The organism is Dactylosporangium fulvum, from assembly GCF_025137375.1.
Taxonomy (GTDB): domain Bacteria; phylum Actinomycetota; class Actinomycetes; order Mycobacteriales; family Micromonosporaceae; genus Dactylosporangium; species Dactylosporangium fulvum.
The window spans coordinates 4,942,368-4,968,583 of the sequence record NZ_CP073720.1; the positions used below are offsets into that span (position 1 = coordinate 4,942,368).

23 protein-coding genes are annotated in these 26,216 nt (G+C 73.3%); 15 read left to right on the forward strand and 8 right to left on the reverse strand.

Features of this window, described 5'->3' with window-relative positions; translation table 11 throughout:
• Window positions 1–11: 11 nt before the first annotated feature.
• Genes Dfulv_RS23220 through Dfulv_RS23230 form a run of 3 tightly spaced genes read right to left on the reverse strand, consistent with a single transcriptional unit; the run spans window position 12 to window position 3,093 of the window.
• Window positions 12–1,196 (reverse strand): cytochrome P450, encoded by a 1,185-nt coding sequence (locus Dfulv_RS23220; protein ID WP_259866725.1) that lies wholly within the window; start codon window positions 1,194–1,196, stop codon window positions 12–14.
• Window positions 1,193–2,305, reverse strand: coding sequence for an AAA family ATPase (locus Dfulv_RS23225; RefSeq protein WP_259866727.1), 1,113 nt, complete (start codon window positions 2,303–2,305; stop codon window positions 1,193–1,195). Before Dfulv_RS23225 ends, Dfulv_RS23220 begins: the two co-directional genes overlap by 4 nt.
• Window positions 2,302–3,093, reverse strand: a complete 792-nt coding sequence (locus tag Dfulv_RS23230; protein WP_259866729.1) for a hypothetical protein — start codon at window positions 3,091–3,093, stop codon at window positions 2,302–2,304. The genes Dfulv_RS23225 and Dfulv_RS23230 overlap by 4 nt, the downstream gene beginning before the upstream one ends.
• Window positions 3,094–3,262: 169 nt before the next feature.
• Here Dfulv_RS23230 and Dfulv_RS23235 point away from each other — a divergent pair, with 169 nt between their 5' ends.
• From Dfulv_RS23235 to Dfulv_RS23275, 9 genes are all read left to right on the forward strand, one after another.
• Window positions 3,263–4,246: an NAD(P)-dependent alcohol dehydrogenase gene (locus Dfulv_RS23235; RefSeq protein ID WP_259866731.1), complete on the forward strand. Its 984-nt coding sequence runs from the start codon at window positions 3,263–3,265 to the stop codon at window positions 4,244–4,246.
• Window positions 4,247–4,288: 42 nt separating this feature from the next.
• On the forward strand, window positions 4,289–4,942 hold the full coding sequence (locus Dfulv_RS23240; protein ID WP_259866732.1) for a class I SAM-dependent methyltransferase: 654 nt from the start codon (window positions 4,289–4,291) through the stop codon (window positions 4,940–4,942).
• Window positions 4,939–5,199: a hypothetical protein gene (locus tag Dfulv_RS23245; protein ID WP_259866734.1), complete on the forward strand. Its 261-nt coding sequence runs from the start codon at window positions 4,939–4,941 to the stop codon at window positions 5,197–5,199. The genes Dfulv_RS23240 and Dfulv_RS23245 overlap by 4 nt, the downstream gene beginning before the upstream one ends.
• Window positions 5,200–5,258: 59 nt before the next feature.
• The gene (yidD, locus tag Dfulv_RS23250) at window positions 5,259–5,663 is read left to right on the forward strand and encodes a membrane protein insertion efficiency factor YidD (RefSeq protein ID WP_259866736.1); all 405 of its coding nucleotides are present in this window, start codon (window positions 5,259–5,261) and stop codon (window positions 5,661–5,663) included.
• Between the two features lie 285 nt (window positions 5,664–5,948).
• Window positions 5,949–8,999 (forward strand): DUF4132 domain-containing protein, encoded by a 3,051-nt coding sequence (locus Dfulv_RS23255; RefSeq protein ID WP_259866738.1) that lies wholly within the window; start codon window positions 5,949–5,951, stop codon window positions 8,997–8,999.
• Window positions 8,996–10,117 (forward strand): ATP-binding protein, encoded by a 1,122-nt coding sequence (locus Dfulv_RS23260; RefSeq protein WP_259866740.1) that lies wholly within the window; start codon window positions 8,996–8,998, stop codon window positions 10,115–10,117. Before Dfulv_RS23255 ends, Dfulv_RS23260 begins: the two co-directional genes overlap by 4 nt.
• A 3-nt stretch (window positions 10,118–10,120) precedes the next feature.
• Window positions 10,121–12,454 carry a DUF5682 family protein gene (locus Dfulv_RS23265; RefSeq protein ID WP_259866742.1) on the forward strand — a complete coding sequence of 778 codons (2,334 nt, stop codon included), beginning with the start codon at window positions 10,121–10,123 and terminating at the stop codon, window positions 12,452–12,454.
• Window positions 12,451–13,584, forward strand: coding sequence for a VWA domain-containing protein (locus Dfulv_RS23270; RefSeq protein WP_259866744.1), 1,134 nt, complete (start codon window positions 12,451–12,453; stop codon window positions 13,582–13,584). The genes Dfulv_RS23265 and Dfulv_RS23270 overlap by 4 nt, the downstream gene beginning before the upstream one ends.
• Entirely contained in the window at window positions 13,581–15,848 is a 2,268-nt protein-coding gene (locus Dfulv_RS23275; RefSeq protein WP_259866746.1) for a hypothetical protein, read from the forward strand. Before Dfulv_RS23270 ends, Dfulv_RS23275 begins: the two co-directional genes overlap by 4 nt.
• Window positions 15,849–15,932: 84 nt before the next feature.
• Here Dfulv_RS23275 and Dfulv_RS23280 read toward each other — a convergent pair whose 3' ends face one another.
• The gene (locus Dfulv_RS23280; RefSeq protein WP_259866748.1) at window positions 15,933–16,556 is read right to left on the reverse strand and encodes an MgtC/SapB family protein; all 624 of its coding nucleotides are present in this window, start codon (window positions 16,554–16,556) and stop codon (window positions 15,933–15,935) included.
• 164 nt (window positions 16,557–16,720) lie between these two features.
• Here Dfulv_RS23280 and Dfulv_RS23285 point away from each other — a divergent pair, with 164 nt between their 5' ends.
• Entirely contained in the window at window positions 16,721–17,722 is a 1,002-nt protein-coding gene (locus Dfulv_RS23285; protein WP_259866751.1) for a hypothetical protein, read from the forward strand.
• A gap of 178 nt (window positions 17,723–17,900) precedes the next feature.
• Entirely contained in the window at window positions 17,901–18,968 is a 1,068-nt protein-coding gene (locus Dfulv_RS23290; RefSeq protein ID WP_259866753.1) for a hypothetical protein, read from the forward strand.
• 66 nt (window positions 18,969–19,034) lie between these two features.
• On the opposite strand, the gene Dfulv_RS23295 is transcribed toward Dfulv_RS23290, so the two are convergent.
• Window positions 19,035–19,871: a helix-turn-helix transcriptional regulator gene (locus Dfulv_RS23295; RefSeq protein ID WP_259866755.1), complete on the reverse strand. Its 837-nt coding sequence runs from the start codon at window positions 19,869–19,871 to the stop codon at window positions 19,035–19,037.
• A 133-nt stretch (window positions 19,872–20,004) separates the two neighbouring features.
• Between Dfulv_RS23295 and Dfulv_RS23300 the strand changes: the two genes are divergently transcribed.
• The 3 genes from Dfulv_RS23300 to crcB all read left to right on the forward strand — a co-directional run bounded on the left by Dfulv_RS23300 (window position 20,005) and on the right by crcB (window position 22,500).
• The gene (locus Dfulv_RS23300) at window positions 20,005–21,432 is read left to right on the forward strand and encodes an aldehyde dehydrogenase family protein (protein WP_259866757.1); all 1,428 of its coding nucleotides are present in this window, start codon (window positions 20,005–20,007) and stop codon (window positions 21,430–21,432) included.
• A 211-nt stretch (window positions 21,433–21,643) separates the two neighbouring features.
• A complete protein-coding gene (locus tag Dfulv_RS23305) occupies window positions 21,644–22,144 on the forward strand; it encodes a fluoride efflux transporter FluC (RefSeq protein ID WP_259866759.1) in 501 nt (166 codons plus the stop codon).
• Complete coding sequence (crcB, locus tag Dfulv_RS23310) at window positions 22,141–22,500, forward strand: fluoride efflux transporter CrcB (RefSeq protein WP_259867862.1); 360 nt, start codon at window positions 22,141–22,143, stop codon at window positions 22,498–22,500. Before Dfulv_RS23305 ends, crcB begins: the two co-directional genes overlap by 4 nt.
• A 34-nt stretch (window positions 22,501–22,534) precedes the next feature.
• Here crcB and Dfulv_RS23315 read toward each other — a convergent pair whose 3' ends face one another.
• Complete coding sequence (locus Dfulv_RS23315) at window positions 22,535–23,461, reverse strand: ion transporter (protein WP_259866761.1); 927 nt, start codon at window positions 23,459–23,461, stop codon at window positions 22,535–22,537.
• 363 nt (window positions 23,462–23,824) lie between these two features.
• Between Dfulv_RS23315 and Dfulv_RS23320 the strand changes: the two genes are divergently transcribed.
• A complete protein-coding gene (locus Dfulv_RS23320) occupies window positions 23,825–24,442 on the forward strand; it encodes an STAS domain-containing protein (protein WP_259866763.1) in 618 nt (205 codons plus the stop codon).
• A 14-nt stretch (window positions 24,443–24,456) separates the two neighbouring features.
• Here the strand turns inward: Dfulv_RS23320 and Dfulv_RS23325 are convergent, their stop codons facing one another.
• Together Dfulv_RS23325 and Dfulv_RS23330 are read right to left on the reverse strand one after the other, a co-directional pair.
• Complete coding sequence (locus tag Dfulv_RS23325; protein WP_259866765.1) at window positions 24,457–24,669, reverse strand: hypothetical protein; 213 nt, start codon at window positions 24,667–24,669, stop codon at window positions 24,457–24,459.
• 197 nt (window positions 24,670–24,866) lie between these two features.
• A complete protein-coding gene (locus Dfulv_RS23330) occupies window positions 24,867–26,171 on the reverse strand; it encodes a sugar phosphate isomerase/epimerase family protein (RefSeq protein WP_259866767.1) in 1,305 nt (434 codons plus the stop codon).
• Window positions 26,172–26,216: the final 45 nt, after the last annotated feature.

Below are 26,216 nucleotides of genomic sequence, written 5' to 3' on the forward strand. Positions count from 1 at the left end.
GCACGGCCGGCTCAGCGTCGGTGGAGCACCGGGCAGCGCCTGCCGTGGACCCGGAGGCGGCTCGGGCCGTGCACGGTCGGGTCGTGGTCACGCCACGACAGGGCGTCGTCCGCCAGGGTCAGCGTGGTGAACGTGTCCAGCAGGGCGTCGAGGGCCGAGCCTGTGGTGAGCCGGGTCAGCGCGGCGCCCGGGCAGTAGTGCGCGCCCAGGCCGAAGGACAGGTGCGGGTTGGGGGTGCGGCGCAGGTCGAGCACGTCGGGATCGGGGAAGCGTGCCGGGTCACGGTTCGCGGCGGCGACCATCGCGACGAGCTCGGCGCCGGCCGGGATCCGGGTGCCGGCCAGGGTGACGTCGTGCGTAGCCCGGCGCAGCACGCCGAGGACCGGTGGGGCGAAGCGGGCAACCTCCTGGACCGCGCTGGTCAGCAGGGTCCGGTCCCGGCGCAGCTCGGCCCAGTGGCCGGGGCGGTGCAGGAGGGCGTGGACCGCGTTGGCGACGAGGTTCTGCGTGGTCTCCACGCCGGCGAACAGCAGCATGAGGCTGTGCGCGCCGACCAGGTCGTGGTCGGCGCCCCAGGCCGCGCGGAGCGCCGCCGGCACCGGGGGCAGCGCCGTGCCGGCCTGTGGCCGCGGGCACGAGGCCGCCTCCGCCATGGCGGTCAGGCCGGCACGGCGGGCCGCCGGGTCGCGGGCGTTCGCGGCGGCCCGCTCCAGCGTCCGGGCGCGGGCCAGGAACTCGTCGGTCTCCGTGCCCGGCGCACACAGCAGGCCGGCGACCACCCGCGCGGCGAGCGGGTGCGCGAAGTCGGCCACCAGGTCGAACCCTGCCGCCGGGAGCTCGGCCAGCAGCCCGCGGGCGAGGGTGTCGACGTGCGTCGCGAGGCCGGCGACGGCGCGTGGGGACAGGACCCGGGCCAGAGGCGCGCGGCGGGCGGTGTGCTCCGGCGGGTCGAGGAAGAACAGCCACCGCGCGGACCAGTCGGTGAAGGCGGCCAGCCGGGCGCGGTCAGGGGGCGGCACCTGCGGGATGACGGCGGAGGAGAAGGTGCCGGTGTCGTGCAGCACGGCCGCGACGTCCTCGTAGCGGGTCAGGACGAAGCGGTGCAGCCGCCCGCTCCAGAACACCGGTGCCGTCGTGCGGAGCCGCTCGAAGCACGGATACGGGTCGGCCGCGTAGCCCGGCCCGGCTTCGGTCATGCCGCGGGCCGCGCCAGCAGCGCGTCGACCGCCTCGACGGCGCGGGCGAAGCGCTGCTCGTGGTCGCCGGCGATCGGCACGTACGCGCGGCCGAGCCGGGTCAGCTCACGCTCGCAGCGGGCGTGGAAGTCGGCGCGTTCGGCCGGCTGGTTGTACTCGTCGATGCCGCTGAACGGCACGTCCGGCGCGGTCAGCAGGTACAGGTCGATGCCGTCGTCCTCACCGGCCGTACGCATCCAGTCCGCAGCGGCGTCGAAGAGCCGTTCGCTCCACAGCCGGAGCGACAACGGGTTGGTGTCGTAGAACAGCACCCGGCTGGCGCGCCGGGCCAGCAGCGCCGCCGCGGTCTGTTGCTGGTGCGCGAACAGCGGAATGTCGGACGGCTTGAAGAAGCCGGAGGCCGGGCGGGCCGGGTCGGGCACGTACACCGTGCCGTAGTGCTCCGCCAGCCGGCGGGCGAGGGTCGACTTGCCGGTGGACTCCGGCCCGATCAGGCACACGCGGCGCACGTACCAGGCCCGCACACCCGGCGGCAGGTGCCGCTCCCACGCCCACGGGTCGGCGCGCACCTGTGTGCCGGACACGGGGATCGCCTGCCGGTCGACCCGGACGAACTGAGCCTCCAGGAGCGATGCCATGAACGCGTCGCGGTCCTCGCCGGCGAACACGTAGTCGGGGTTCACGTGCGCACGGATCTGCTCCGCCCAGCGCGGCGCGTTGTCCGTCGGCGTGCCGGGTCGGCTCTCGACCGGCACGACCGTCACGTCCGGGAACAGTTCGGTCAGCCAGTCCCGGCGCACCGGCCACGGGATCGGATCGTTGCCGGCCCGGACGAAGGCGAACACCCGTCCGGCGTACGCCCGGGCGTACTCGATCAGGTAGCGGTGCCCGTCGTGGACGGGAAGGAACCGGCCGAGCACGACGCCGCTGCTGTCGCCGCCACCGGGGCGCGGGCCGAACTGCTCGGGCGAGAACCGCGCCAGCCGGTCGGCCCGGCGCCCGGCCGCCGCCGCGTTGAGCTCGGCCTCAGTCGGCGCGGGGTCTTCCTCGTAGTAGGCGAAGCTCGACCCGTACCAGGCCAGCGGGGGAGGGGAACCGAGGACGGTCACCACCGCAGGATACGGCCCGGCCGCCTCCGGACGACCTGCCATGCCGCGGTGAGCACGGCCGCGTCCGCGGGGCCGACCAGGTCGGGGGCGCCGCGGGCCATGGCCGCGTCCAGCAGGGCGGCACCGGCGGTCGACCACGGATCCTGCAGCACCTCGTCGTACTCCTCGTCGCTCTCCTCGTCGACGGCGAACGCCGCTGCGCCGGCACACCGGCGGGCGCTGTCGGTCACGCAGGTCCAGAGCACGGTGAGGCCGTTGCCGACCGGTGAACCGGGCCGGCCCGCCCCGGGTATCGACAGCACCCGGCTGTGGTCGTGGCTGCGGTACCGTGTGCCGCCGGGCCGTGTGTCCAGCCAGCGCTGCCACACGCGGGTGTATGCCCGATCCGCGTCCGGATGCCGCGCGGCGGCCAACTCGCGCGCGGCGGGTTCGGTGAGCCGCCGGGCGTGCTCCAGAATCTCGACGACAGCGTCGCCGTGCGGGCCGAACAGCGGCCCGGGCGGCAGTTCGGCCAGGACGTCCACGGTGAACACCCGGCTGTAGGGCACGTCGGTGCGCCGGTTCCGTTCGACGCGAGCCAGGGCGAGTCGTTCCTCGTCGCTGTCGGGCGGGACGACGGCGACCCGGAACAGCCGGCCCGGCCACCGGGCCACGATCACCCCGTCGAGCTCATGGTCGACGACGATCCACGGCGGATCCCAGGACGGCGTCCTGACCCGTGCACCGACCCGGGCGCCGGCCATCGGGCCGGGCCGGTCGTCCCTGACGTACACGAATCCCTCGGCCATGCCCGGCACGGTACCGGTCCGTCACTACTCCGTGGGGAGTACGCCGTGCATGCCGGTACCACACGGGGAGCAGCCGGAGTGCCGCCGCCGAGCGGAGGTGAGGCCGGGCCCGGCACCGGCACCCTGGTTTCGCCAGGGAACACCGGACTCGCACCCAAAGGGAGATCTGATGAGGGCCATCGTTCAGGACCGGTACGGTTCGCCGGACGTTCTGCAGCTCAAGGACATCGACACACCGGCGCCCGCCGACAACGACGTGCTGGTGCGCGTGCGCGCGGCCGCGGTCAACGCCTACGACTGGCACATCATGCGCGGCGACCCGTACGTCATGCGCCCGACGGTCGGGCTCCGCGGGCCCAAGCGGAAGGTCCGGGGCCGGGACGTCGCGGGCCACGTCGAGGCGGTCGGCGACGCCGTCACCCGGTTCCGTCCCGGTGACGAGGTGTACGGCGACCTCGGCGAGGTCGACGGAGCGTTCGCCGAGTACGTGTGCGTCCCGGAGGACCTGCTCGAGCGCAAGCCCGCCAACCTGACGTTCGAGCAGGCGGCGGCGATGCCGCTGGCCGCCGGTACCGCCCTCGTCTGCCTGCGCGACGCGGCGCGGCTGCAGCCCGGACAGCACGTCCTGATCAACGGCGCCTCCGGCGGCGTGGGCACCTTCGCCGTCCAGCTCGCCAAGGCCTGCGGCGCGGACGTGTCCGCGGTGTGCAGCACCCGGAACGTCGGCCTGGCCCGGTCGATCGGCGCGGACCACGTCGTCGACTACACCGCCGACGACTTCACCCGCGGGACCCGCCGCTACGACGTGGTGGTCGACCTGGTCGGCAACCGGTCGCTGACCGAGCTCCGGCGGACACTGACCCCCACCGGGACGCTCGTGCTCTCCGGGGGCGGCGTGTCCACCGGTGGCAGCATCCTCGGACCGTTCGGCCTCTTCGCCGGAGGGAGACTGCTGTCCCGCTTCGTCCGTCACCGGCTGCTCGCGCCCTCGGCGACGCCGAACCGGCACAACCTGGCGACACTGCGGGAGCTCGCCGAGGCCGGCAAGCTCACCCCGGTCGTCGACCGGACCTACCCGTTGAACAGGACGCCGGAAGCCATCCGGTACCTCGAGGTCGAGCACGCGCGAGCGAAGGTCGTCATCACCTGCTGACCGGCAGAGGGCGGGAGCTGAGCGCCGGACTACCGTGTCGGCATGAACGGGGACGACTGGCTGGTGGACACCCGCACCTCCTACGACACCGTCGCGGTCAGCTACGCGGACCAGATCGGCGGCGTGCTGGCCGGAGAGCCCTACCTGCGGGCGGCCCTGGCGTTGTTCGCCGAGTTGGTCCGCGACGCCGGCGGCGGGCCGGTGGCGGACGTGGGCTGCGGGCCGGGACACGTGACCGCCCACCTGCACGGGCTGGGCGTCGACGCCTTCGGGATCGACCTGTCGCCCGGAATGGTCGACGTGGCCCGGCGTGACCACCCCGGCCTGCGGTTCGAGGTGGGGTCGATGACGGACCTGGGGCTCGCCGACGCCTCGGTCGCCGGCCTGCTCGCGTTCTGGTCGTTGATCCACGTCCCCGACGACGCCGTCCCCACGGCCCTCGGCCAATTCCGGCGCGTGTTGCGCCCCGGCGGGCCGCTGCTGCTCGGCTTCCACGTCGGCGACGGATCCCGCCTGAAGACGCAGGGCTACGGCGGCCACCCGATGCGGGTGTACGTTCACCGCCGTCAGCCCGACCGGGTGGCGGCCTGGCTGCGCGACGCCGGGTTCACGGTCGAGGCCCAGATGCTGCTCGACCTCGACGGGAGCGTCCCGGGAGCGGCCCTGTTCGCCCGTTGCGGAAGCATGCGGGCGTGAACGCGCTCGATCGTCTCGTGCCGGCCCGGGAAGCGATCGCCGAGCAGTATCCGCTCGTCGACGCGCAGGACGCCGGCCCGCACGCGCTCGCCGCGTTCCGGCAGCGGCTCGTCGACCTCTTCGCCGATCTCGGTGTCGCGGACGCGGCCGGCCGGATCGCGCTGCCCGCCGACTGCGAGACGCTGCTGGGCCTCGCCGGCGGTGCGAACACCCACGAGGCGGACTCCTTCACCGATTTCCTGGTGTCGCTGCGATAGCGACGGATAGCGGACCGCACCCTTGATCTTGCGGGATGCGGGTCAGCACAATGCCGCGCGTGGAACAGGACGAAGCGCAGGCCAAGCGGCGGGGCTGGTTCGACGGGGCGCCGAGCTGTGATCTCGGCGGCTGCGACGGTTGTGACGGGTGCGACGGCTGCGACTGCAACCCGTTCATGCTGAGCTCGATGCTGCTCGGCGCGATCGCGCTCACCGCCCCGGCACGGAAACCGCGCCGGGGCGCCACCGGGCCGGGGCGGGCCGGCGTGGCGGCCATCCGCGGTTATCAGCGGTGGTTGTCGCCGCACCTGCCGACCCGCTGCCGGCAGGTGCCGACCTGCAGCAACTACGGTCTCGAGGCGGTCCGCCGCTACGGGCTCGTCACCGGCTCCCGGCTCACCGCCGCCCGCATCCGCCGCTGCAACGCGTCGACGCCACGGGGCACGCACGATCCCGTGCCGTAAGCGCCGTTCACTCGCCGGTGACCCGGTAGCGGGCGTCGATCCCATCAGGTGCTGGCCCGCACCTCCGGCGCCAAGCGCTACCGCCCCCGGTCGTCGGTGAGCTGACACTCACGGATCAGGCCCTCAAGCTGCCGGACGAGAGGGGCGGAGCGCCCCGCACTGAGCTGCGCCTTCGTGCGTCCGTGCCCCGCGGCGGCGGACCGACGCCGATTTTTTGTCGGTGGGTGCCGCTATCGTGTCGCCACCGCAATCCGGGTGACCGGGGGACCATCGCAGGAGGCTCTGGTGTCCAGTGTCGAACATATGTTCGAAGTGCCGTCGTCGTGGGTGCGGCACATCGTCCCTCGGCGGGGCGGCGTGCCGGGGCCGGAGCTTCCGCACAGACCCGTCCTCGACGCGGCCCTGGCCGAGGAACTGGCCCGGGTCGTGGTGCGGCTGCCGGTGATACTCGGCCATCCGGAGACGCCCGCGGAGGTGGCCGTCGCCGGCAAGGCCTACGTGGAGGACGCGGCGAGCGCGCCGCTCGGTGACGCCGTCGCGGCCGCCGTGCTGATCCGGCGGATCGGCCGCTCCGCCCAGGTGTCCTTGGACTCGCTGGTGGACACGTGGGTGGCCGGCGCCGGCGTCCGGCACGCGGCGTGGGCGGTGGCCGAGCTGGCCGGGCTGTATCTCGGGACCGACCGGACCGGCGCGACCGACCTCGTCACCTGGGCACACCCGGACCGTCCCCGGCAGGCGTTCCTGCGCGAGGGCTGGATGCAGCTCGTCCTGCGGCTGCGGGCACACCTCGCCGTCGCCACCGGCGACGAGCATCGAGCGGTCGTGGCCGACCTCGCCGCGCTGCGGGACGACCCACGCCTGCTGTGCCGGCTGACCGCGACACTGCTCGCGCCCACCGAGACCGGCTGGGTCGACGAGGACTGCGCGGCCTTCGCCGGCCTGCGCGACGAGATGCTCTGCCGGCTTCTGCTGCCGGCCGTCGGCACCCGCCGTCAGCTCGACCTCCTCCTGCAGGTCATGGCGCCGGAGTGGGTGTTCTGGGACGAGCCGACGATCCTCACCCTGGCCGCGGAGATCGGGCCTGATCTCGAGCCGGTGCTCGTCCACTGGCTGGCCACGGGGGCGCTGACCGCCGCAGCGGTGGCGTGGACGGCGACGATCCTCGCCGCGATCCCGACCGACACGGCGTTCGACGCCCTGGCGCACCGCTCCGGCTGGCGGCAGGTGCAGCCGGCACTGGCCGAGGCGATCCACCGGTTCCCGGAGCGGGCGCTGCGCAGGCTCGCCGAGGGCCCCGCGCACCCGATGGCCGAGGTGCTGCTCACCAGGCACGTCCGGGCCGACCGTGGCCGTGCCGCCCGGCTGCTGCCGGCGCTCGGCGAGGCGGCTGCGGCCCGCGTCCGGGCGGTCCTGCAGGCCGACGCCGGCCCGGAGGCTCCGGCCGATGCGGTTCCCGCCGTCCTCGCGGTCCCGCCGTGGACGGCCCGCCGGCCGGACGCGCCGGTCGTCGCCGGCCTGGTCTGCCCGGATCCGCCCGCCGTTCCGCGCCGGGGGAGCGGCCCGTGGGCGGCGGCGAGCGCCGACGCGCTCCTGGACCGGGTCGGGCCCGACGTCGCCGGCTGGATGGCCGGCTGGCTCGCCCGGTCCGAGCAGGCCCGGCCGGTCGCCCGGGAGTGGCTGCGCCGCCACCCCGACGGCGCCGCCCGTGCGCTGATCCCGGCCGCGCTGGCCCGTCCGGGCACGGCCCGCCGTGACGCCGAGCGCGCCCTGCACCTCATCGTCCGATGCGGACACAGGGACGTCGTGCTGGCCGCCGCGGAGCAATACGGTCCGCCGGCCCTCGACGGCGTCCGGGCGCTGCTCGACGGCGACCCGCTCCACGTGCTGCCGGCACGGATTCCGGCCGTGCCCGACTGGGCGGACCCCGCGTCCCTGTCCCGGCCCCGGCTCCGTGCCGGCGGCGTGCTTCCGGCCGGGCCGGCACGTCATCTCGTCACGATGCTGGCCATGTCCACGCTCGACGAGCCCTATGCGGGTGTCGCCCTGGTCCGCCGGGCAGGTGACCCGGCGAGCCTCGCCGAGTTCGGCTGGGCGCTCTTTCAGAGCTGGCGGGCGGCCGGTCGACCGGCGGCGCACCGGTGGGCGTTCACGGCACTCGGATTGCTCGGCGACGACACCACCGTCACCCGGCTCGCACCGATCGTGCGTGACTGGCACGCATACGGTGAACACGCCAATGCCCGTGCCGGTGTCGACGTCCTCGCCGCCCTCGGCACCCCGGCCGCGCTCCGTCAGCTCCAGCGGCTCGCCGGTCAGCCCGGCACCGCGCGGCTGAAGGAGCACGCCAGGCGCAAGGCCGCCGAGGTCGCGGCAGCCGCCGGGCTGAGCGCCGACGAGCTGGCCGACCGGCTGGTCCCCGACTTCGGTTTGGCCGCCGACGGGAGCCTGTCGCTGGACTACGGGTCGCGGCGCTTCACGGTGTGGTTCGACGAACAGCTGAGGCCGTTCGTGACGGACGCCGACGGCAGGCGGCGTAGGGATTTGCCGAAGCCGGGTGTGAAGGATGATCCGGTGGTGGCGGTTGCGTCGTATCAGCGGTTTGTGGGGTTGCGGAAGGATGTTCGGACGGTCGCGTCGGATCAGGTGCGTCGGTTGGAGCTGGCGATGGTGTCGCAGCGGCGGTGGAGTGGTGCGGACTTTCGGCGGTTTTTTGTTGGGCATCCGTTGTTGTGGCATGTGGTGCGGCGGTTGGTGTGGGCGGTGTATGGCGTGGACGGCTCGGTGGTGACCGGGTTTCGGGTGGCTGAGGATCGGACGTTCGCTGATGTGGGGGAGGAGGTGGTGATGCTTGCCGATGATGCGGTGGTGGGTGTGGTGCATCCGTTGCAGTTGGGTGACGCGGTGTCGGCGTGGGCGGAGGTGTTCGCCGATTACGAGATTCTGCAACCGTTCCCGCAACTCGGCCGCGACGTCCACACGCTGACCGGCGACGAGCGCGCCGCGCAGAGCCTCACCCACCTCGTCGGGCGCAAGACCCCGACCGGCAAGCTGCTCGGCCTGGAGCGGCGCGGCTGGCGGCGGGAGGAGCCCCAGGACGGCGGCCACCAGGGCTACATCTCCAAGCCGGTGCCCGGTGGCTTCGAGGTTGTCGTCGACCTGAATCCCGGCATCGCCATCGGCAGCATCGACATCTTCCCGGAACAGGTGTTGCAGGACATCTGGGTCTGCGGCTCGCAGGAGAGCCGCTGGCACCGGCAAGGCCAGCACCGCCTCGGTGACCTCGACCCGGTCACCGCGTCCGAGATCATCCGCGAGCTGCAGGAGGTCACCTCATGACCACGACCGACGTTCCGGCGCCGGAGGCGGACCCGGACGGCCGGGTGCAGCGGCCGCCGGCCGAGGTGCGCTACGCCGGCGAACTGGCCCGCCTCCGCGAGACCGACACCGGCGAGCGGCCGCCCGGCTGGGCGCTGAGCCTCCAGGCCGCGCGCCGATTTGTCGTCGGCGACGAGCGGCTCGGCATCACCCGCAAGTTCGTCGGTGACCCGTCGCTCATCGACCGCGCGCTCGTGTCGCTCGCGACCAGCCGCGGGCTGATGCTCGTCGGTGAGCCCGGCACCGCCAAGTCACTGCTGTCCGAGCTGCTCGCCGCCGCGGTCAGCGGCACGTCCACCCTCACCATCCAGGGCGGCGCCGCGACGACCGAGGACCAGATCAAGTACGGGTGGAACTACGCCCTGCTGGTCGCCGAGGGGCCGTCCACGCGGTCGCTCGTGCCGGCGCCGCTGCTGCGCGGCATGGCCGAGGGGAAGGTGGTGCGGTTCGAGGAGATCACCCGCTGCCCGCTCGAGGTCCAGGACTGCCTGCTGTCGCCGCTGTCCGACCGGGTGCTGGCCATCCCGGAGCTGACCGGCCCGGACGCGATGGTGTTCGCCCGCGAGGGATTCAACGTCATCGCCACCGCCAACACCCGCGACCGCGGTGTCAACGAGATGAGCGCCGCCCTCAAGCGCCGCTTCAACTTCGAGACGGTGTTCCCGATCGCCGACTTCGACACCGAGCTGGCCCTCGTCGAAGCCGAGGCGGGTGCGCTGCTGCGCCGCTCGGGCGTCGGCGCCGCACCCCGCCGCGACGTGCTCGAGGTGCTGGTCACCACGTTCCGCGAGTTGCGCACCGGGCAGACCGCCCGAGGCGACACGATGGACCGGCTCTCCGCGGTGATGAGCACCGCCGAGGCGGTCACCGTCGCGCACGCGATCGGTCTGCGGGGCTGGTTCCTGCGCGGCGAGGCCGGCACCGCCGAGGACTTCGTGTCCTGCCTCGCCGGCACCGCGGCCAAGGACAACCCCGAGGACCTGGCCCGGCTCCGGCGCTATCTGGAGCAGCAGGTCCGGGGGCGCTCCGGGCCGCAGTGGCAGGCGGCTCACGCGGCCCGCCACTTCCTGCCGGGCTGAGCCGTGCCCGCCACGTTCATCGGGGTGCGGCACCACAGCCCCGCCTGCGCCAGGCTCGTCGGCGCGACCATCGCGGCCCTGCGGCCCGCCCACGTGCTGGTCGAGGGGCCGGCCGACATGAACGACCGCATCGACGAGCTGCTGCTCGGCCACGAGTTGCCGGTGGCCGTCTTCAGCAGCTACCGGGACGCCGAGCGGCACCAGGGCTCGTGGGCGCCGTTCTGCTCGTATTCCCCGGAGTGGGTCGCGCTGTCCGCCGGCCGCGCGGCCGGTGCCGCCGTGCGGTTCATCGACCTGCCGTCGTGGGACAAGGCGCTCGCCCGCCTCGAGAACCGGTACGCCGACGCGGAACATCGCTACAGCGACGTCGTCGATCGGTTGCTGGCCGCCTTCGCGGTCGACAACGTCGACACACTGTGGGATCACCTGTTCGAGATCGAGCCGGACGACGGGCTGGCCGAGCGCCTCGACACCTACTTCGACCTGCTGCGCGGCGAGACCGAAGCCGGGGCCGACGACACGGCCCGCGAGGCGTACATGGCCCGGTGGGTGCGCGCCGCCGTCGCCGACGCCGGTGACCGGCCCGTCGTCGTGGTCACCGGCGGCTTCCACCGGCCGGCCCTGATCCGGCTGGTCGCGGAGGCGACCGGCGGGGACGACGCGGCATGGCCCGAGGTCCCCGCATTCCCGGACGGCGCGGTCGGCGGCAGCTACCTCGTGCCCTACTCGTTCCGCCGGCTCGACGCCTTCGACGGCTACCAGTCGGGCATGCCCTCACCGGAGTACTACCAGCGACTCTGGGAGCACGGGCCGGAGCTCGCCGCGACCCACCTGGTCGAAAGCGTCGTCGGCCGGCTGCGCGCACGCAAACAGCCGGTGTCGACCTCGGACCTGATCGCCGCCCGCACCGCCGCGACCGGCCTCGCGCTCGTGCGCGGGCACCGGCACCCGGCCCGCACCGACGTCCTCGACGGCCTCGCCTCAGCCCTGGTCAACGAGGCGCTCGACGTGCCATTGCCGTGGGCGACCCGCGGCCGGCTCAGCGAAGGCACCCACCCCGCCGTGGTCGAGATGATCGCGGCGCTCAGCGGCACCCGCGTCGGCCGCCTGCACCCGGACACACCGCTGCCGCCGCTCGTCCACCACGCCACCGCCGAGCTGGAGCGGCAGGACCTCGACCACCGTCCGGGCGGGCGGGACGTGAAGCTCGACCTGACCGCCGACACGGACCGCAGCCGCAGCCGGACCCTGCACCGCCTGCGCGTGCTGCACATTCCCGGCTTCGTCCGCGAGCACGGACCGGCCACCGGCGTCGACGCGGTGCTCGACGAGCGCTGGACGGTCGAGCCGCACGAGCAGCAGCTCACGGCGCTCATCGAGGCCGGCAGCTACGGCGCGACGCTCGACGAGGCCGCGGCGGCGGTGCTGGCCGAGCGTGTGCGCGCGGCCGACCGCGACGTCGAGCAGCTCGCCGGCACGCTGTTCGACGCGGCGCTGTGCGGCATCGACATGCTTTCCGACCGGGTCCTCGACGACATTGCCCGGATGATCGGCACCGCACCCGACCTCGGCCCGCTCGGCCAGGTCCTCGACGTCACCCTTGCTCTGTGGCGGCACGACCGGCTGCTCGGCACCGCCCGCAGCGCCCCGCTCGCCGCCGCCATCGCCGCGGCCGCCGATCGCGTGTTGTGGCTCGCCGAAGGCGTTCGCGGCGGCAGCGCACCCGCGGAACCGCGCCGGATCCGCGCGCTCGCGGCCACCCGCGACGCGATCGTCCACGCCGGTGCGGTGCTCGGCCTGGACCGCGACGCCGCGCTCGCCGTCGCCGGTCGGATCGCCGACGATCGGGACGCGCCCCCCGACCTGCGCGGCGCCGCGTTCGGGTTCGGCTGGTCCCTCGAGCCGGCCGCCGCCGGGGTGACCACGCGCCGCGACCCCGTCCGCGCGGTCCGGGGTGCGGCGGCACCGGAGTCCGTCGGGGACTGGCTCGCCGGGCTGTTCGCGCTCGCCCGGGAGGAGGTCCTGCACGCCACCGGCGTGCTCGACGTCCTCGACGAGCTCGTCGCCGGCTTCGGCGACGAGGACTTCCTCGTCGCGCTGCCCGCCCTACGGCAGGCGTTCGCCTACTTCCCGCCGCGCGAGCGCGAGACGATCGCCCGGCACGTGCTGGCCCGGCGCGGCCTGGCCGGCTCCGGACGCGCCCTGCTGCGCCTGCCCGTCGGCGCCGAGATCGTCGCGGCGGGCACGGTCCTCGACGCGCGGGTCGACGCCGTCCTGCACCGGGAAGGCCTGCTGTCCGCCGACCGACCTGCCGAGCCCAGTGAGGTGGAGCAATGACCGAACCGGCCCTGGAACGCTGGCGGCTCGTTCTCGGCGAGGCGGCCGAGGACGGACTCGGCGGCGGGCACCTCACCGCGCAGGGACAGTCCCGGGACGCCGCGCTCGACTGGCTCTACAGCCGGGACGAGGACCTCGACCGGCGCGGTGTCCGCCGGCCCACGTCCCGGCACGGCGGCGACGGACCGTCGGTGCTCACGACCGTCGACTGGCTCGACCAGATCACCCGGCTCTTCCCGAAGGAGACGATCGAGCGGCTGCAGCGGGACGCCGTCGAGCGGTACCAGATCCACGACGTCGTCACCGACCCGGCCGTCCTCGCCCGGGTCGAGCCGAGCGCGGCCCTGCTGCGGGCGGTCCTGCGCACCAAGCACCTGATGAACCCGGAGGTGCTGCGACTCGCCCGCCGTATCGTCGAGGCGGTCGTGCGCGAGCTGATGGAGAAGCTCGCCACCGAGGTGCGGCAGGCGTTCTCCGGGGCGAAGGCCCGCCGGCCCAGCCGGTTCAAGCTGGCCCGCAACTTCGACGTGCGGCGGACGCTCCGCGAGAACCTCCGGCACTACCGGCCGGACGAGCGCCGGGTGTACATCGAGACCCCGCACTTCGTCTCCCGCACCCGCCGGCACCTCGACCAGTGGCAGGTGATCCTGCTCGTCGACCAGTCCGGCTCGATGGTCGACTCGGTGATCCACTCGGCGGTCACCGCCGCGTGCCTGTGGGGCCTGCCCGGGGTCAAGACCCACTTGGTCGCGTTCGACACCGAGATCGTCGACCTGAGCGGCGAGGTCGACGACCCGGTCGACGTGCTCATGCGGGTCCAGCTCGGCGGGGGCACGGACATCGCACGCGCCGTCGCGTACGCCGCACAGCTCGTCGAGCAGCCGCGCCGGACGATCATCGCCCTGATCACCGACTTCTACGAAGGCGGTGATCCGGAACGACTGATCCGCCTCGTCCGCGACCTCGTCCAGCAGGGGACGAAGGTCCTCGGGCTGGCCGCGCTGGACGAGGCCGCCAACCCCGACTTCGACCGGGGGACCGCCCAGCGGCTCGCCGGCGTGGGCGCGTTCGTCGGCGCGATGACCCCCGGCGAGCTGGCCGGCTTCGTCGCGGAAAGCATCGGCCGATGAGAACCGACCTGCTCGCGCTCACCCCCGACGCTCTCGCCGCGCTCACCAACCGTGGCCTGGTCAAGCGGGCCACGAAGGAGGTCGAGGCGGCGCCGCCACCGGTCGACGTGGACGCCGACGGCACGATCCGCTGCACCTTTCCCGACGGGGCCACGCCGAGCCTGCCGACGGGCGGGCTCGACGCCGGCAAGTGCACCTGCGGCGCGATCGGCACCTGCCGGCACGTGCTCGGCCTCGTGCTCGCCTACCAACGGCAGGCGGCGACCCCGGCCGGCGCCGCGACCTCGGCCGGCGCCGCGACCCCGGCCGGCGCCGCGACCCCGGCCGGCGCCGCGACCCCGGCCGGCGCCGCGGCGTCCGGCGCGGCCGATCCGGTGCCGGGTCCGGCGCCGGGCCCCGTGTCGGGTCCGGTCGGCGCGGTCGGCATGGACGGCACGGAGGGCATGGACGGCTTCGAGGCGGCCGGACCCGCTGCGGCCCTGTCGGCAGGGAAGACACCCGCACCGGCCGGACCCGCTGCGGCCTCGTCGCCAGGCGAGCCACCGGCATCGGTCGGACCGGCGCTGCCTGCCGGGGACGTGCCGGAGGCGGCCGGGACAGCGGGCAGCGCGCCGGTCCTCGCCTGGTCGCCCGGCGACTTCACCGACGCCGACCTCGAGGCACGGATCGGCAGCCGGCTGCTCACCGCCGCCCGGCGGGCGGAGCGGGCCGGCTACGTCGCCCGGATCCACCGGCCGTCCGCCGTCGAGGGGGCGCCGCGGGTGGAGCTCGGCTCGGCCACGGTACGGTTCCTGGTCCCGCACGACCTCGGCTTCGTCCACACCGACGCGGTCGCCGGCACCCGTGACGACGTGATCGCGCTCGCCGTGTGGGCGTTCCGGGCCGCGGACGAGGTCGCGCCCGGTGCGGCCGAGGCGCAGGTCGAGGTCGGCGGCCGGCCGGCGGAGGGCGGCGGCTCCGGGATGGAGCCGGTGCTCGCGCTGGCCGACGTGATCCTGCGGGACGGTGCCGTCCATGCGGGGCAGGGGCTCGGCGCCGCGACCGCCGACGTGCGCCGCCGTCTGGACGCGGCCGGCCTTCGCTGGCCGCTGCTCGCCGTCGGCGACCTCGACGATCAGCTTGCCGCCTATCGTGACCGCAGCACGCGGTACCGGCCGGAGACGACCGCCGACCTGCTCGCCGAGCTGCACGCCCGGCACCGTGCCGTCGTCAACCGGGGTGCCGGGCTGCGTTCGCGCGTGCTCGGCACCGAGGAGGCGGCGGAGACCCCGCTGCGCCGCGCGCGCCTCGACGGCCTGGGCTGCCGTGTGCGGGCGGTCGGTGAGGAGCGGGTCGCCGAGTTCTACTTCGCGCACGGTGACAGCGCGACCGTGCTGGTGCTGCGCAGGGGATGGGCGGCCGACGAGCCGGGCGCGGTCCTCGCCCGCCGCCGGCTCGCCGGGACGACCGTCGCCGCGCTCGCGGCGGGCAATCTCGTCACCGAGTCCGCCGTCCGCAGCGCCAGCCGCGCCGTACGGCTGGCGACCGGACGGGTCGCGCAGACCACCGTCACGCCGTCCCGCGGCGCCTGGGACGACCTGCCCGACCGGCTTGTCGTGCGCGACCTGGACGCACTCGCCGCCGAGCTCGACGCCATGCCGCCGCGGATGGTCCGGCCGCGGGTCGAAGCCGAACTCGTGCGGGTGGTCGCCGTTTCGGCGGTCCGCGCGCTGCGGTACTCGCCCGGGCACCAGCGCCTCGACGCCGTGTTCGAGGACGCGGCCGGCACACCGGCGACGATCACCGCGACCTATTCGCGGGCGGCGCCCGGTGCCCTCGACGCGATCGCCCGGGCACTCGCCGGTGACCACGGCGAGGTGCGGTTCGTCTCCGGCGTCGTGCACCGCACCGGCGGCGGCATCGTGGTCGAGCCGTTCGCGTTCGCCGTCGACGGGGTGCTCGTCGTGCCCGACCTCGCGCCGGCCGACGCGAACGCGGCGCTCGACGGCGGTGCGGCCCCCGAGCCGGATCCGATCGTCGCCGCGCTGGACGGCGCCAGGACGGTGCTCGCCGAGGTGCCGCACCGCGGGCTGGCGCACCTTCCCGCGACGTACGGTGGCCGGCTCCGCAACGCCGCCGAGGCACTCGACGCGGCGGGCCTGCGCCGGGCAGGTGAGGCGCTGACCGTGTTCGGGGCGCTGATCGGCCCCGACCCGGGCGAGCCGGCGGTCCGCGGCTGGGTCGACGCCTACCTGCGGATCGCCGTCGCCGCCGACCTCCGGTAGCCTCGCCGGAACACCCGCGCCCGCAGATGACCCGGCCGGACCGGCAGTCGCTCGACGGGGCACATTCCCCGGCGGCCGCTGGGATCAGCCGGACACGTTGACGCCCGCGACACCGGGCAGCCGGCGCAGCGCCTCGGCGAGCTGCGGCAGCGAGGCCGTCGTCGGTGGCCGGGCCGTCACTTCGATCACCTGCTCGTGCTCGGCGTACGTGACGCGCAGGACCTTGGCCCGGGGCAGCACCCGCAGCATCTCGTGCTCCACCTCGTCGAGCGAGACACCGTTTTTGAGCGCCACGCACAGCACCAGGTTTCGCCGGAGTTGCAGGAAGTGGCGTTCGGCCTGCTTGACCAGCCACAGCACGGCGACCGTGAGCGCGGTGACGGCCACGGCAGCCTGCCACGCGCGCAGCCCGACGGCCAGACCGATGGAGGCGGTCACCCACAACGAGGCCGCCGTGGTCAGGCCCCGGACCGTGACGCCCTCCTTGAAGATCGCGCCGCCGCCGAGGAACCCGATGCCGGTGACCACCTGCGCGGCCACCCGCGTCGGGTCGGTGTGCGGCAGCCCGGCCCCGGCGAGCGTGAAGAGGGCCGCGCCGAGTGAGACGAGCATGTGGGTGCGCAGCCCGGCCGGCTGCGCACCGAGCTCCCGTTCCACGCCGACCACGGCGCCCAGCACGGCAGCGAGCAGAATCTGGCCGAATGCCACCAAGCCGTCCTCGACCACGTCGGCCCCCTCGCGATCCCCGGCAGTGCTACCCGGTCGGACATCCGCGACACCTGCCCGGCACCGGTTACGCCGATCCCCTCATGTGACGGCATCTGCCGGCCGCGCACCCGTCATCGTGTCCTCGGAACGACGAAGGAGCGTGCATGAGGTGGTCTGTTCTGGTCGTCGGCGTCGCAGTGGCGCTGGCGGCCGCTGGTTGTGGCGACGGCGGCGGTGCCGGCAGCGGTGACCAGCGCGAGCCGTCACCGCAGGCCTCGGCCGGGTTCCGGCTGACCGCCGACGAGCTCTGGGACCGGTACCCCGCCGGCGCGGCCTGGCAGACCACGGGCCTGCTCTCCGGGACCATCGCCACCATCCGGGTCACCACCGGCAGCGAGATCCCTGCCTGCGGCAAGCAGAAGGTGCCGACGCCGGCGAGCGCCGGTGGTCACCTCGAGTCGGGCATGACCGACAAGTACCTGCGCACGTCCTCCTTCGGTGTGGTGCTCCCGGACACCGCCGCGGCCGAGGCGTTCCTCGCCCAGCTGAAGACGACCGCCACGGCGTGCGAGTCGGTGACCGCGGCGACCCGGACCGCCGCGGCGGGCGGTACCGATGCCCAGCGGGCGGGACGGACGCGGTGGGGCGGCTTCGACGTCGAGTTTCCCTACACGGGCGGGCGCGGCGCGCTCGGCTTCCGCCAGCGCGGCAACGTCGTGGTCGCCGTCTTCGTGTCGACCAGCGAGACCAGTGGCCACGCGGCCGAGATGACCTTCGACACGCTCGACACGAACCTCGGCATGCTCCTCGACCGGATCGACGGCACCGCCGTCCCGCGCAAGGTGCCGGTCGGTCAGGTCGACGCCGACGCGGTCTGCGGAATGGTCGGGAAGGACACGCTGGCCACGCTGGCCGGCGGGCGGATCGACCAGCGGGTGATCACCACGGACGTCGGCGTCGGCTGTACGCACACCAGCGCGAGCGGCACCAAGGTCCGCATCACCCGGCTGCAGACGGCGGCTCCGAAGACGGGCGTGTTCACCACGGACGACGGGGTCGGCGTGAGCAAGGGCGGGACGGTGGTGGCCCTGACGGTGACGCCGAAGGCCGCACTCACCGCCGAGCAGTGGACCAAGGTGGGCGAGGAGATCTCCGGGAAGCTGTGACCGCCGAGCCCGGATGACCGTCGAGGCCCTGCCCGGGCGGCTTTCGGTGCCGGACCTGTCGGGCGGCGGGAGCAACCGAACGGATCTCCGCCGCCCGGCACCGCCGTCGTTATGCTCGCCGCATCAACAGGACCTACCCGAGGCCCGGTGACCGGCCGGCCCTCATCACGGCACCCCGATGACGTCGGGCACGTCCCCGGCCATCCGCCGGCTCTGCCTCGCGGTCGACGTGCAGCGGTACAGCGCCCTCGACAACGCCGGACAGCTGCGGGCGCAGGCGGTGCTCAAACGCCTGCTCGACCAGGCGCTCGATGCGGCCGGGCTGCGCCGGTCCAGGGTGGAACGCCAGGACCGCGGCGACGGCCAGCTCGTCCTGCTGCCGGCGGCGATCGACGAGGGCGCCGCGATCGGCGCCGTCGTGCGGCGGCTGACGGACGGCCTGGCCGAGGCGAACCGCGCCGGCGGCGACCGGCTGCGTCTCCGGCTGGCGTTGGCCCAGGGCGTGACCCACCGTGCGGCCACCGGCTTCGTCGGCAAGGCCGTCGTCGACGCGTGCCGCCTGGTCAACGCGTCCGAGCTGCGCGCCGCGCTGGAGTCCGACGCCGGCCGGGACCTCGTCGTCGCGGTCACCGACGACCTGTTCCAGGACGTCGTCGTGCACGGCTACGCGGGGCTATCCGGCGCCGGCTTCCGGCGCGTGCACATCGACCTGCTCGAGAAGGCGTACTCCTCGTCGGCGTGGCTGTCCCTGCCGGACGCCGGCCCGCCCGCACCTTCCGCCCGGCCGCGGCGACGGCGCGTCCGGCTGCTGGCGGCGGCAGCCGCGCTCGTGGCCGTCGTCGGTGCCGGGCTGGTTTTCCTGAACCGGACTCCGGTGACCCCGCCGGAGTCGCCGTTCGCGTTCGCCGACCACGGTCCGGTCGGCTCCTGCGAGATCATCACCGGCACCGGCCTGGTGCCCGAGGGTTTCGAGTTGCGGTTGTACGCCAGGGGCGGTGACCTCTACTACGTCACGGCGCTGGCGGCCGAGGCCGACCGTGACCGCCGCACGTGGACGATGCGCCAGGTCGCGTTCGGCGACGGCCGGGCGGGCGAGCAGGTGACCGTCTACGCGGCGCTGCTCACCGAGGCCGAGAGCGCGCGGATCACGCGCGACTACGAGACGACCTGGGCGTCGCCGCAGTTGCCGGAGCGGGTCGTCGCGATCCACGTCTTCACCCGCTCGGGCGTCCGCAACACCTGCTGAACAACTCGCCGCGACACCGCCGACTCGTTGCTGTCCGGTGTGATGCCGTTCCACACGGCCCCGGCGTCACAGCTCCTGGCCGGCGATGACCGACAGCAGTCGCAGCTTCTCGTGGCTCTCGCTGCCCGGGGTGGCGGTGAAGACCTGCAGCGACTGGGAGTGGTCGGGATCCAGCAGGACCTGGCAGTGTAGTTCGAGCAGCCCGACCTGCGGATGCTGGATGCGCTTCGGTGCGCAGTACGGGCCCGGGACCGGATGCGCGCGCCACAGGTCGGCGAACTCGGGGCTGCGGGCGAGGAGGGCCTCGACGATGTCCCCGGCCCGGGAGTCCTTGCCGTCGCGGGTGTAGGCACGGTGCAGGTCCGACGCGAAGAGCCGGCTGTGCGCCGGATGGTCGTCCTCGACGTAGTGGCGCCGGGCATCGGGGTCGGTGAACCAGCGGTAGTGCAGGCTGCGGGCGAGGCCGGTGTGGCCGGTCTCGTCGCCCAGCAGGGCGCCGGCGAGCCGGGTCTGCCGCAGCGTCTCGCCGAGGTCGCTCACCACCTGGGCGGCGGCCTCGCCGAGGCCGTCGAAGATGCGCATCATGCCGGGGTTGATGTGGTCGTTGCGCCGCACCCGTTGCGGGGTGGGGTAGCCGCCGAGCCGGAACAGATGGTCCCGCTCCTCCAGGGAGAGCCGCAGGCCGCGGGCGATCGCGGCGAGCATCTGCTCGGACGGGTGCGGCCCGCGCTGCTGCTCGATCCGGCTGTAGTAGTCGGTGGACATGTCGCTGAGCGCCGCCACCTCCTCGCGGCGCAGCCCACCGGTGCGCCGCCGCCGCTGGCCACGAGGCAGGCCGACATCCTCCGGTTGCAGCGCCTCACGCCGGGTCCGGAGGAACTCCGCGAGTCGCGCGCGGTCCATGGTCACCTCTCCTGCAACAACGCTCTGGCCGGCCGTGTTTCCGCCGGGCGCCAAGCGTCGCAGCGGATGCCCGGAACAGCCAGGGATCGTCAGGCCCTGGCTGCGCCGATCCCGCCGGCCGAGAGTCGGACCCATGACCGAACATGCACACAGCGCGGCCGGCCACTGGATCGACGGCAAGGTCGTTCCCGCCGGTACCGCCGAAACCATCACCGTCCTGAACCCGGCGGACGGGGGAGTCGTCGCCGAGGTGCCCGCCGGTACCCCCGCCGACGTGGACCGCGCGGTCGCCGCTGCCCGCGCCGCCCTCCCGGGCTGGGCCGCGACCGTTCCGGCCGAGCGTGCCGCCGTCGTCCGGCGGATCGGCGACGGCCTGCGGGCCCGGACCGAGGAGATCGCCGCCGCCGTCACGGCCGAGATGGGCGCCCCGCTCACCTTGTCCCGCACCGCCCAGGTCGGCTTCCCGATCGCGGTCGTGGAGTCCTTCGCCGGGCTCGCGACGGAGTACGACTGGACCGAGGAGGTCGGAAACTCACTGATCGTGCGGGAGCCGATCGGCGTGGTGGGCGCGATCACGCCGTGGAACTTCCCGCTGCAGCAGATCGTGTCGAAGCTGGCGCCCGCGCTGATCGCGGGGAACACCATGGTGTTCAAACCGTCGGAGGTCGCGCCGCTGACCGCACGGATCCTCGCGGAGGTGACCGCCGAGGCGGGCCTGCCGGCCGGGGTCTTCAACGTCGTCTACGGCACGGGAGAGGTCGTCGGCGAGGCCATCGCCGCGCACCCGGACATCGACATGATCTCGTTCACCGGCTCCACCCGGGCCGGCCGGCGGATCGCCGCGGTCGCCGCCGCAACCGTCAAGCGGGTCGCGCTCGAGCTCGGGGGTAAGGGCGCCAACCTGATCCTCGACGACGCCGACCTGCCCACCGCGGTCGAGACCGGGCTGCGGATGGTGTTCATCAACGGCGGCCAGGTCTGCGGTGCCTGGCCACGCATGCTCGTGCCGGCGGCGCGCCAGGAGGAGGTCGTACAGCTGGCGCTCGCCGCCGCCGCGCAGTACACCGTCGGCGACCCGGGCGACGAGGCCACCCGGATCGGCCCGATGGCCTCCGAGGCCCACCGCGAGAAGGTCAACGGCTACATCGAGCGCGGCATCGCCGACGGCGCGACGCTGGTCCTCGGTGGTCCCGGGCGGCCGGAGGGACTGGAGAAGGGTGCGTACGTCCGGCCGACGATCTTCGCCGACGTCGACCCGGACTCCGTCATCGCCCAGGAGGAGATCTTCGGCCCGGTGCTGACGATCATTCCGTACGCCGACGAGGACGAAGCCGTCGAGATCGCCAACAGCACGATGTACGGCCTCACCAGCGGTGTGTTCGGCGAGCCCGAGCACGCGCTCGCGGTGGCGAAGCGGCTGCGTGCCGGCCAGGTCGACGTCAACGGCGGCCATTGGAACCCGCTCGCCCCGTTCGGCGGCTACAAGCAGTCCGGCAACGGTCGCGAGTTCGGCCGCCACGGTCTCGAGGAGTTCCTGGAGACCAAGGCCATCCAGCGCTGAGCGACGTGACGGGCGGCGTTCAGGCGGCAGACCCGGCGGCCAGGAGGGTCGCGAGGCGCTCCGCGGAGTCCGGCCGCTACGCTGTCGGTGGCATCGTGGATCGGTGCCACCGGCGGTGGGGCCCGCCGACCCCCTGTCCGGGGTGAACTGCGACGACGCCAACGGTCCCTGCCAGTGAGCTGTTGTGTGCCCTGGTAGGGGAGGGACCGGTGTGAGCGAGCGCAATCCAGCCGCGGTGGATCCGGATGTCGATCTGCACGTGCCCGCGGACCGGGCGGAGCTGCGGCCGAGTCCGGTGCCGGTGCTGGCGGCCATCTCCGCGGGCGGGGTGTGCGGGGCGCTGGCCCGCCACGGGTTGTCGACGGCCTGGCCGCATCCGGCGGGCGGATTCCCGTGGTCGACCTTCGTGGTCAACGTGTCGGGGTGCCTGCTCATCGGTGTGCTCATGGTGGTGGTGACCGAGGTGGTCCCCGGCCGGCGGCTGCTGCGTCCGTTCCTGGGTGTCGGGGTGCTGGGCGGCTACACCACGTTTTCCACCTATGCGGTCGACATCCACCGGACCGCGGAGGCAGGGTCGCCGTGGGTGGCGCTGGCCTACCTGGGCGCGACCGTGGTCGGTGCGCTGCTGGCGGTGTGGGCCGGGGCGACGGCGACCGCCCGTGTGGTGGGACGGTGGCGCGGACAGGCCGGCAGGAAGGCTGGTGCGTGGTGACGCTGCTGCTCGTCGTCGTCGGTGCCGCCGTCGGCGCGCCACTGCGGTATCTCGCGGATCGGGCGATCCAGGCCCGGCACGACTCCGCGTTCCCATGGGGCACGCTGACGGTGAACGTGGCCGGGTCGCTGTTGCTCGGGCTGCTCGTCGGCCTGCCCGCGAGCCCGGCGGTGGCGGCGGTGCTGGGCACCGGGTTCTGCGGTGCGCTGACGACGTATTCGACGTTCAGCTACGAGACGTTCCGGCTGGTCCAGGACGGGGCCCGGTTCTACGCCGTGATGAACGTGATCGCCTCGGTGGTGGCCGGCCTCGGTGCTGCCGCCGTCGGGCTGCTGCTGGCCCAGGCCTTCCGGTGAGGTACAGCTGCATTCGTCGCCGCACGGCGCAGCCCTACGTGTCCGTCCGGCGGCGGTCGTCACGGTCGATCCGCAGGTCCCGTTCCAGCTCGTGGAGCAGTGTCCGCAGGTCGTCCAGCCGCTGGCTGATGACGATCCGGTCGATGTCGTCCGGCACGCCGTCGCCGTCCTCGTCGAAGTCGGCGGCCAGCCGTTCGGTCATCTCCAGCCGGCGGGCCTCCTCCATCGAGTTGACGATGACCGCGATCAGGATGTTCACCAGCAGGTTCACGGTGATGAGCACGAAGCTGACGTAGTACACGAGCGTCCAGGGCGACAGCGCCATGCCCTGCTCGATCAGGTCCGGCAACGTCTCCAGCGACAACAGCACGAACAGGGTCAGCGCGGCCTGGCCGATGGTGCCGTACTCTTCCGGATAGGTATTGCCGAAGATCAGCCAGCCGGCCATCCCGTAGACGTACAGGGTCACCAGGGCCAGGGCGAGGAAGCCGCCGACGCCGGGCAGGCTGCGCAGCAGCGCGGCGACGATCGTGCGCAGCCCGGGCGAGAAACGCACCAGCCGTACCACCCGGGCGATGCGGATCACCCGCAGGGCCGTGGAGTCGCCGTGCAGGCCCGGGATGAACGCGGCGGCGATCACGACGAAGTCGAAGACGTTCCAGCCCTGTTTGAAGAAGTCCTGGGGCCGGTTGCCGTGCGCCAGGATCCGGATGGTGATCTCGGCGACGAAGACGATCCGGAAGAACCACTCCAGCCCGTTCAGCAGTTGGCCGGCCGTCCCCAGGTGCGGATACGTTTCGATGCCGAGTACCAGTGCGTTCGCGCCGATGACGACGACGATCAACGCCTCGAATGCCCGTGACTGCGCGACGTTCGCGGCCCATCGCGCCGTGCGGGAGATGCGGGACGCGGGACCATCGGGCGAGGGGGTCCGCCGCCGGGTTGCAGAATCTTCGGTCACCTGAAGATCTCAGCGTGTGCACATCGCCGCTGGCAAATGGGTGGCAACCACAGAGCCCTGGAGCCGCAGATCTGTCACGCAACCGTTACGTGATCGCGGGATGACCGCCACATCGCGAACGCACGCTACTTGCGGCTCGTTCAACCGGCAGGCTCGATGCATCGGTGGGAAACGGCTCGCCGGATTGACCCAGGACCGGCGGTGGAGCGGTTAAAGGGCCCCCGTCTGCGCTCCACCGCCGCCACCGTGGCCGCGGGCCGCCGTTCCTCGCCGACCGTCACACGACTGTCACAAGACCGCGGTAGTTCGGCCACACTCGCCCGTAATCGTGGCATCGGCGCGCTCGAACTGAGAGGAACGTCGATGACCGCACTGTTGAGCCGGGACGGCACGAACTTCAGCCTTGCTTGCGACGGCTGCGGCCAGTTGGTGACCGGCCTCGCGCCCACGATGGGCACCTGGAACGTCGCGTGGAGCCTGTTCGTCGAGGACGGCTGGCGAGGCGCCGACCTGCCGACCGGTCCGCACGCCTGTGGCCGATGCGCGGACTCCAACTCCCGCAGGAGCATGGTCGAGCAGTCCTTCGAGCGGGAGACCCGGATGCCGGCGGGCCGCGGGTCGCAGCGGCTCAGCGTGAGCGAGGTGGCCGGCGTCGTCCTCATCGAGTTCAAGGGCGATCTGCACCTCGCGGCCATCGCCCGGCTCTACGACGTGCTCATGACGAACGTGCGCCCGATGCAGCACGTCCTGTTCGACGTCACGAGCGTGCCCTCCATCGACTCCGGCACGCTCGCGGTTCTGGTGCGGGCGCAGGCCCGTGCGGCCCGGCACGGTGCCCGGGTCTGTCTCGTCGGAGCGTCGCAACGTGTGCTGGACGCACTGCGGATGCTCTCGGTCGAGCACCTGCTGCCGAACTTCGCCGAGCGGGCCGAGGCACTGGGATGGCTGCGCGCGGCCACGCCGACGACCGTCGCCGGCTGACGGCGTCCGGGCGTCTACTGGTCGGCCACCAGCCCGGCCCGCAGGGTGCACCTGGGGCAGCCGTGAGGGCCGCAGGACGAGCGCACACCGATCCAGCCATGCCTTCTGAACAGGCTCCAGACGAGATCCCAGTTGTGCAGGCTGGCGCCGAGGTGGTGTACGGTCATGCCGCACCCGTCGCACACGAGGCTGAAGTCGGAACCGTCCGGGACGTGCAACACCGTCATGTCCAGCTCCTTCGTCGCCTGCCCGCCCTGTCGTCATCGTCGTCGGGGCTCATGGCGGCGATTCCGCGGAAGCGTGACAATCCGACGACAAACCCCGGTTCGGGCGCGTCGATCTTGCAGTTGTGGTGCCTAACAAACCCGGACGTCGCGGAAGTGTCGCGGCACCACAACTACAAGATCAACGTTGGTGGATCGCGCTAGCCGCGCAGGCCGGTCATGCCCGCGGCGCTGATCTTGGAGAATCGCAGCGACTGGCCGGGGTCGCCGTTGCCGCCGGGGGCGTTGTCCTGCTCGTAGTTCGAGTTGTGGTAGCCCTTGGCGCCGATGTTGCTGTAGAACCCCTTGTAGTTGATGTCGCTGCGGGGGTCGCCGAACGGGATCCACGAGTAGCCGTCGCCCACGCCGGGGGCCTGGCCGGTGGCGTCGCCGTCCTTGGCGTGGAACAGCGCGTACCGCTTGGTCTGCTTGGCGACCTGGGCGGTCGGGTCGAAGATGTCCTCGACGCGGTTGCCCTCCCAGTCGTAGCGCCAGCGGTGCTGGTGCTGAGCGACGTGGGCCCAGTAGACGTCCATCTCGATGACGACGAGGTCGGGGCTGGTGATGTCGAGGTAGTGCTGCATGAGCCGCTTGCCGGACTCGCCGCGGACCTGCCTCGGCGTGATCGGCGCGCCGGTGACACGGTCCTGCGTGATGGTGACCATCGGACCGTCCTGCAGGAAGTTGTACGCCGGCGAGTGGTTGTGGGTGTACATGTGGATGCCCCACTGTCCGACGCTGATCTCGTTCAGCGCCGACCACTTCTCGCCCGCGACGGTCCACGGCTCGATGTTGCGGTTGTTGGCGCTCGTCGGGTCGTTGCCCGTGCCCATGTACGGCATGCCGAGGATCGACGCGAACTCGAGCTCGGTCTGCAGCCGCTCGTAGTCCTGCGTGGACATCGCGCCGCCGGCGCTGCCCGGGCCGTTCCAGGTGTTCGGGACGAACCCGTGGTTGCCGATCGCCTGCAGCCCGAAGGCGTCCAGGAACCCGCGCAGGGTCCGGGCGTACGCCAGGTAGGCCGCACGCGACTCCGGCGTGGTCGTGCCGCCCGGGGCCGGGTTCGGCGCGGCGCCGCCCGGGTTCGAGGCGTGCTGGCCGTAACCGGCGAACTCGATCTGCTTGAAGCCGCACTTGGCCAGGAACTCGAACAGCTCCAGCCAGCCGCCCGGCAGCGGCACCAGCGGACCGAGGTCGGTCGGGTCCTTCGGGAAGTTGGGGCCGCCCAGGTAGCCCATCGTCGGCGCCACGCCGAGCGCGGCGCTCGCGGCGATGCCGATGCGGGTCGGCACGTCGCGCTGGCTGTAGGTGATGGTGCCGAGCTTGCCTGGGGGGATGAGCCGGCCGTTGGCGGCGCTCGCGGACGTCGGGGAGAAGACGGACGCGGGGCCGAGCGGGGTGAACGCGGCTGCGGCCGTGAGGCCCGCGCCGGCCAGTAACCGGCGCCGGCTGATCTTTCCGGACATGCGTTGCTCCTTCTGCTGTTTTGTGCGTGTGGTTCTGACCGGGGG

What these genes read in the sequence shown, in the direction of transcription:
- Dfulv_RS23325 (WP_259866765.1), bottom strand. Translation starts at nt 24,669, where the DNA reads ATGACGGTGTTGCACGTCCCGGACGGTTCCGACTTCAGCCTCGTGTGC.
- Dfulv_RS23270 (WP_259866744.1), top strand. Translation starts at nt 12,451, where the DNA reads ATGACCGAACCGGCCCTGGAACGCTGGCGGCTCGTTCTCGGCGAGGCG.
- Dfulv_RS23230 (WP_259866729.1), bottom strand. Translation starts at nt 3,093, where the DNA reads ATGGCCGAGGGATTCGTGTACGTCAGGGACGACCGGCCCGGCCCGATG.
- Dfulv_RS23285 (WP_259866751.1), top strand. Translation starts at nt 16,721, where the DNA reads ATGAGGTGGTCTGTTCTGGTCGTCGGCGTCGCAGTGGCGCTGGCGGCC.
- Dfulv_RS23275 (WP_259866746.1), top strand. Translation starts at nt 13,581, where the DNA reads ATGAGAACCGACCTGCTCGCGCTCACCCCCGACGCTCTCGCCGCGCTC.
- Dfulv_RS23235 (WP_259866731.1), top strand. Translation starts at nt 3,263, where the DNA reads ATGAGGGCCATCGTTCAGGACCGGTACGGTTCGCCGGACGTTCTGCAG.
- Dfulv_RS23260 (WP_259866740.1), top strand. Translation starts at nt 8,996, where the DNA reads ATGACCACGACCGACGTTCCGGCGCCGGAGGCGGACCCGGACGGCCGG.
- Dfulv_RS23220 (WP_259866725.1), bottom strand. Translation starts at nt 1,196, where the DNA reads ATGACCGAAGCCGGGCCGGGCTACGCGGCCGACCCGTATCCGTGCTTC.
- Dfulv_RS23320 (WP_259866763.1), top strand. Translation starts at nt 23,825, where the DNA reads ATGACCGCACTGTTGAGCCGGGACGGCACGAACTTCAGCCTTGCTTGC.
- Dfulv_RS23240 (WP_259866732.1), top strand. Translation starts at nt 4,289, where the DNA reads ATGAACGGGGACGACTGGCTGGTGGACACCCGCACCTCCTACGACACC.
- Dfulv_RS23290 (WP_259866753.1), top strand. Translation starts at nt 17,901, where the DNA reads ATGACGTCGGGCACGTCCCCGGCCATCCGCCGGCTCTGCCTCGCGGTC.
- Dfulv_RS23300 (WP_259866757.1), top strand. Translation starts at nt 20,005, where the DNA reads ATGACCGAACATGCACACAGCGCGGCCGGCCACTGGATCGACGGCAAG.
- Dfulv_RS23330 (WP_259866767.1), bottom strand. Translation starts at nt 26,171, where the DNA reads ATGTCCGGAAAGATCAGCCGGCGCCGGTTACTGGCCGGCGCGGGCCTC.
- Dfulv_RS23295 (WP_259866755.1), bottom strand. Translation starts at nt 19,871, where the DNA reads ATGGACCGCGCGCGACTCGCGGAGTTCCTCCGGACCCGGCGTGAGGCG.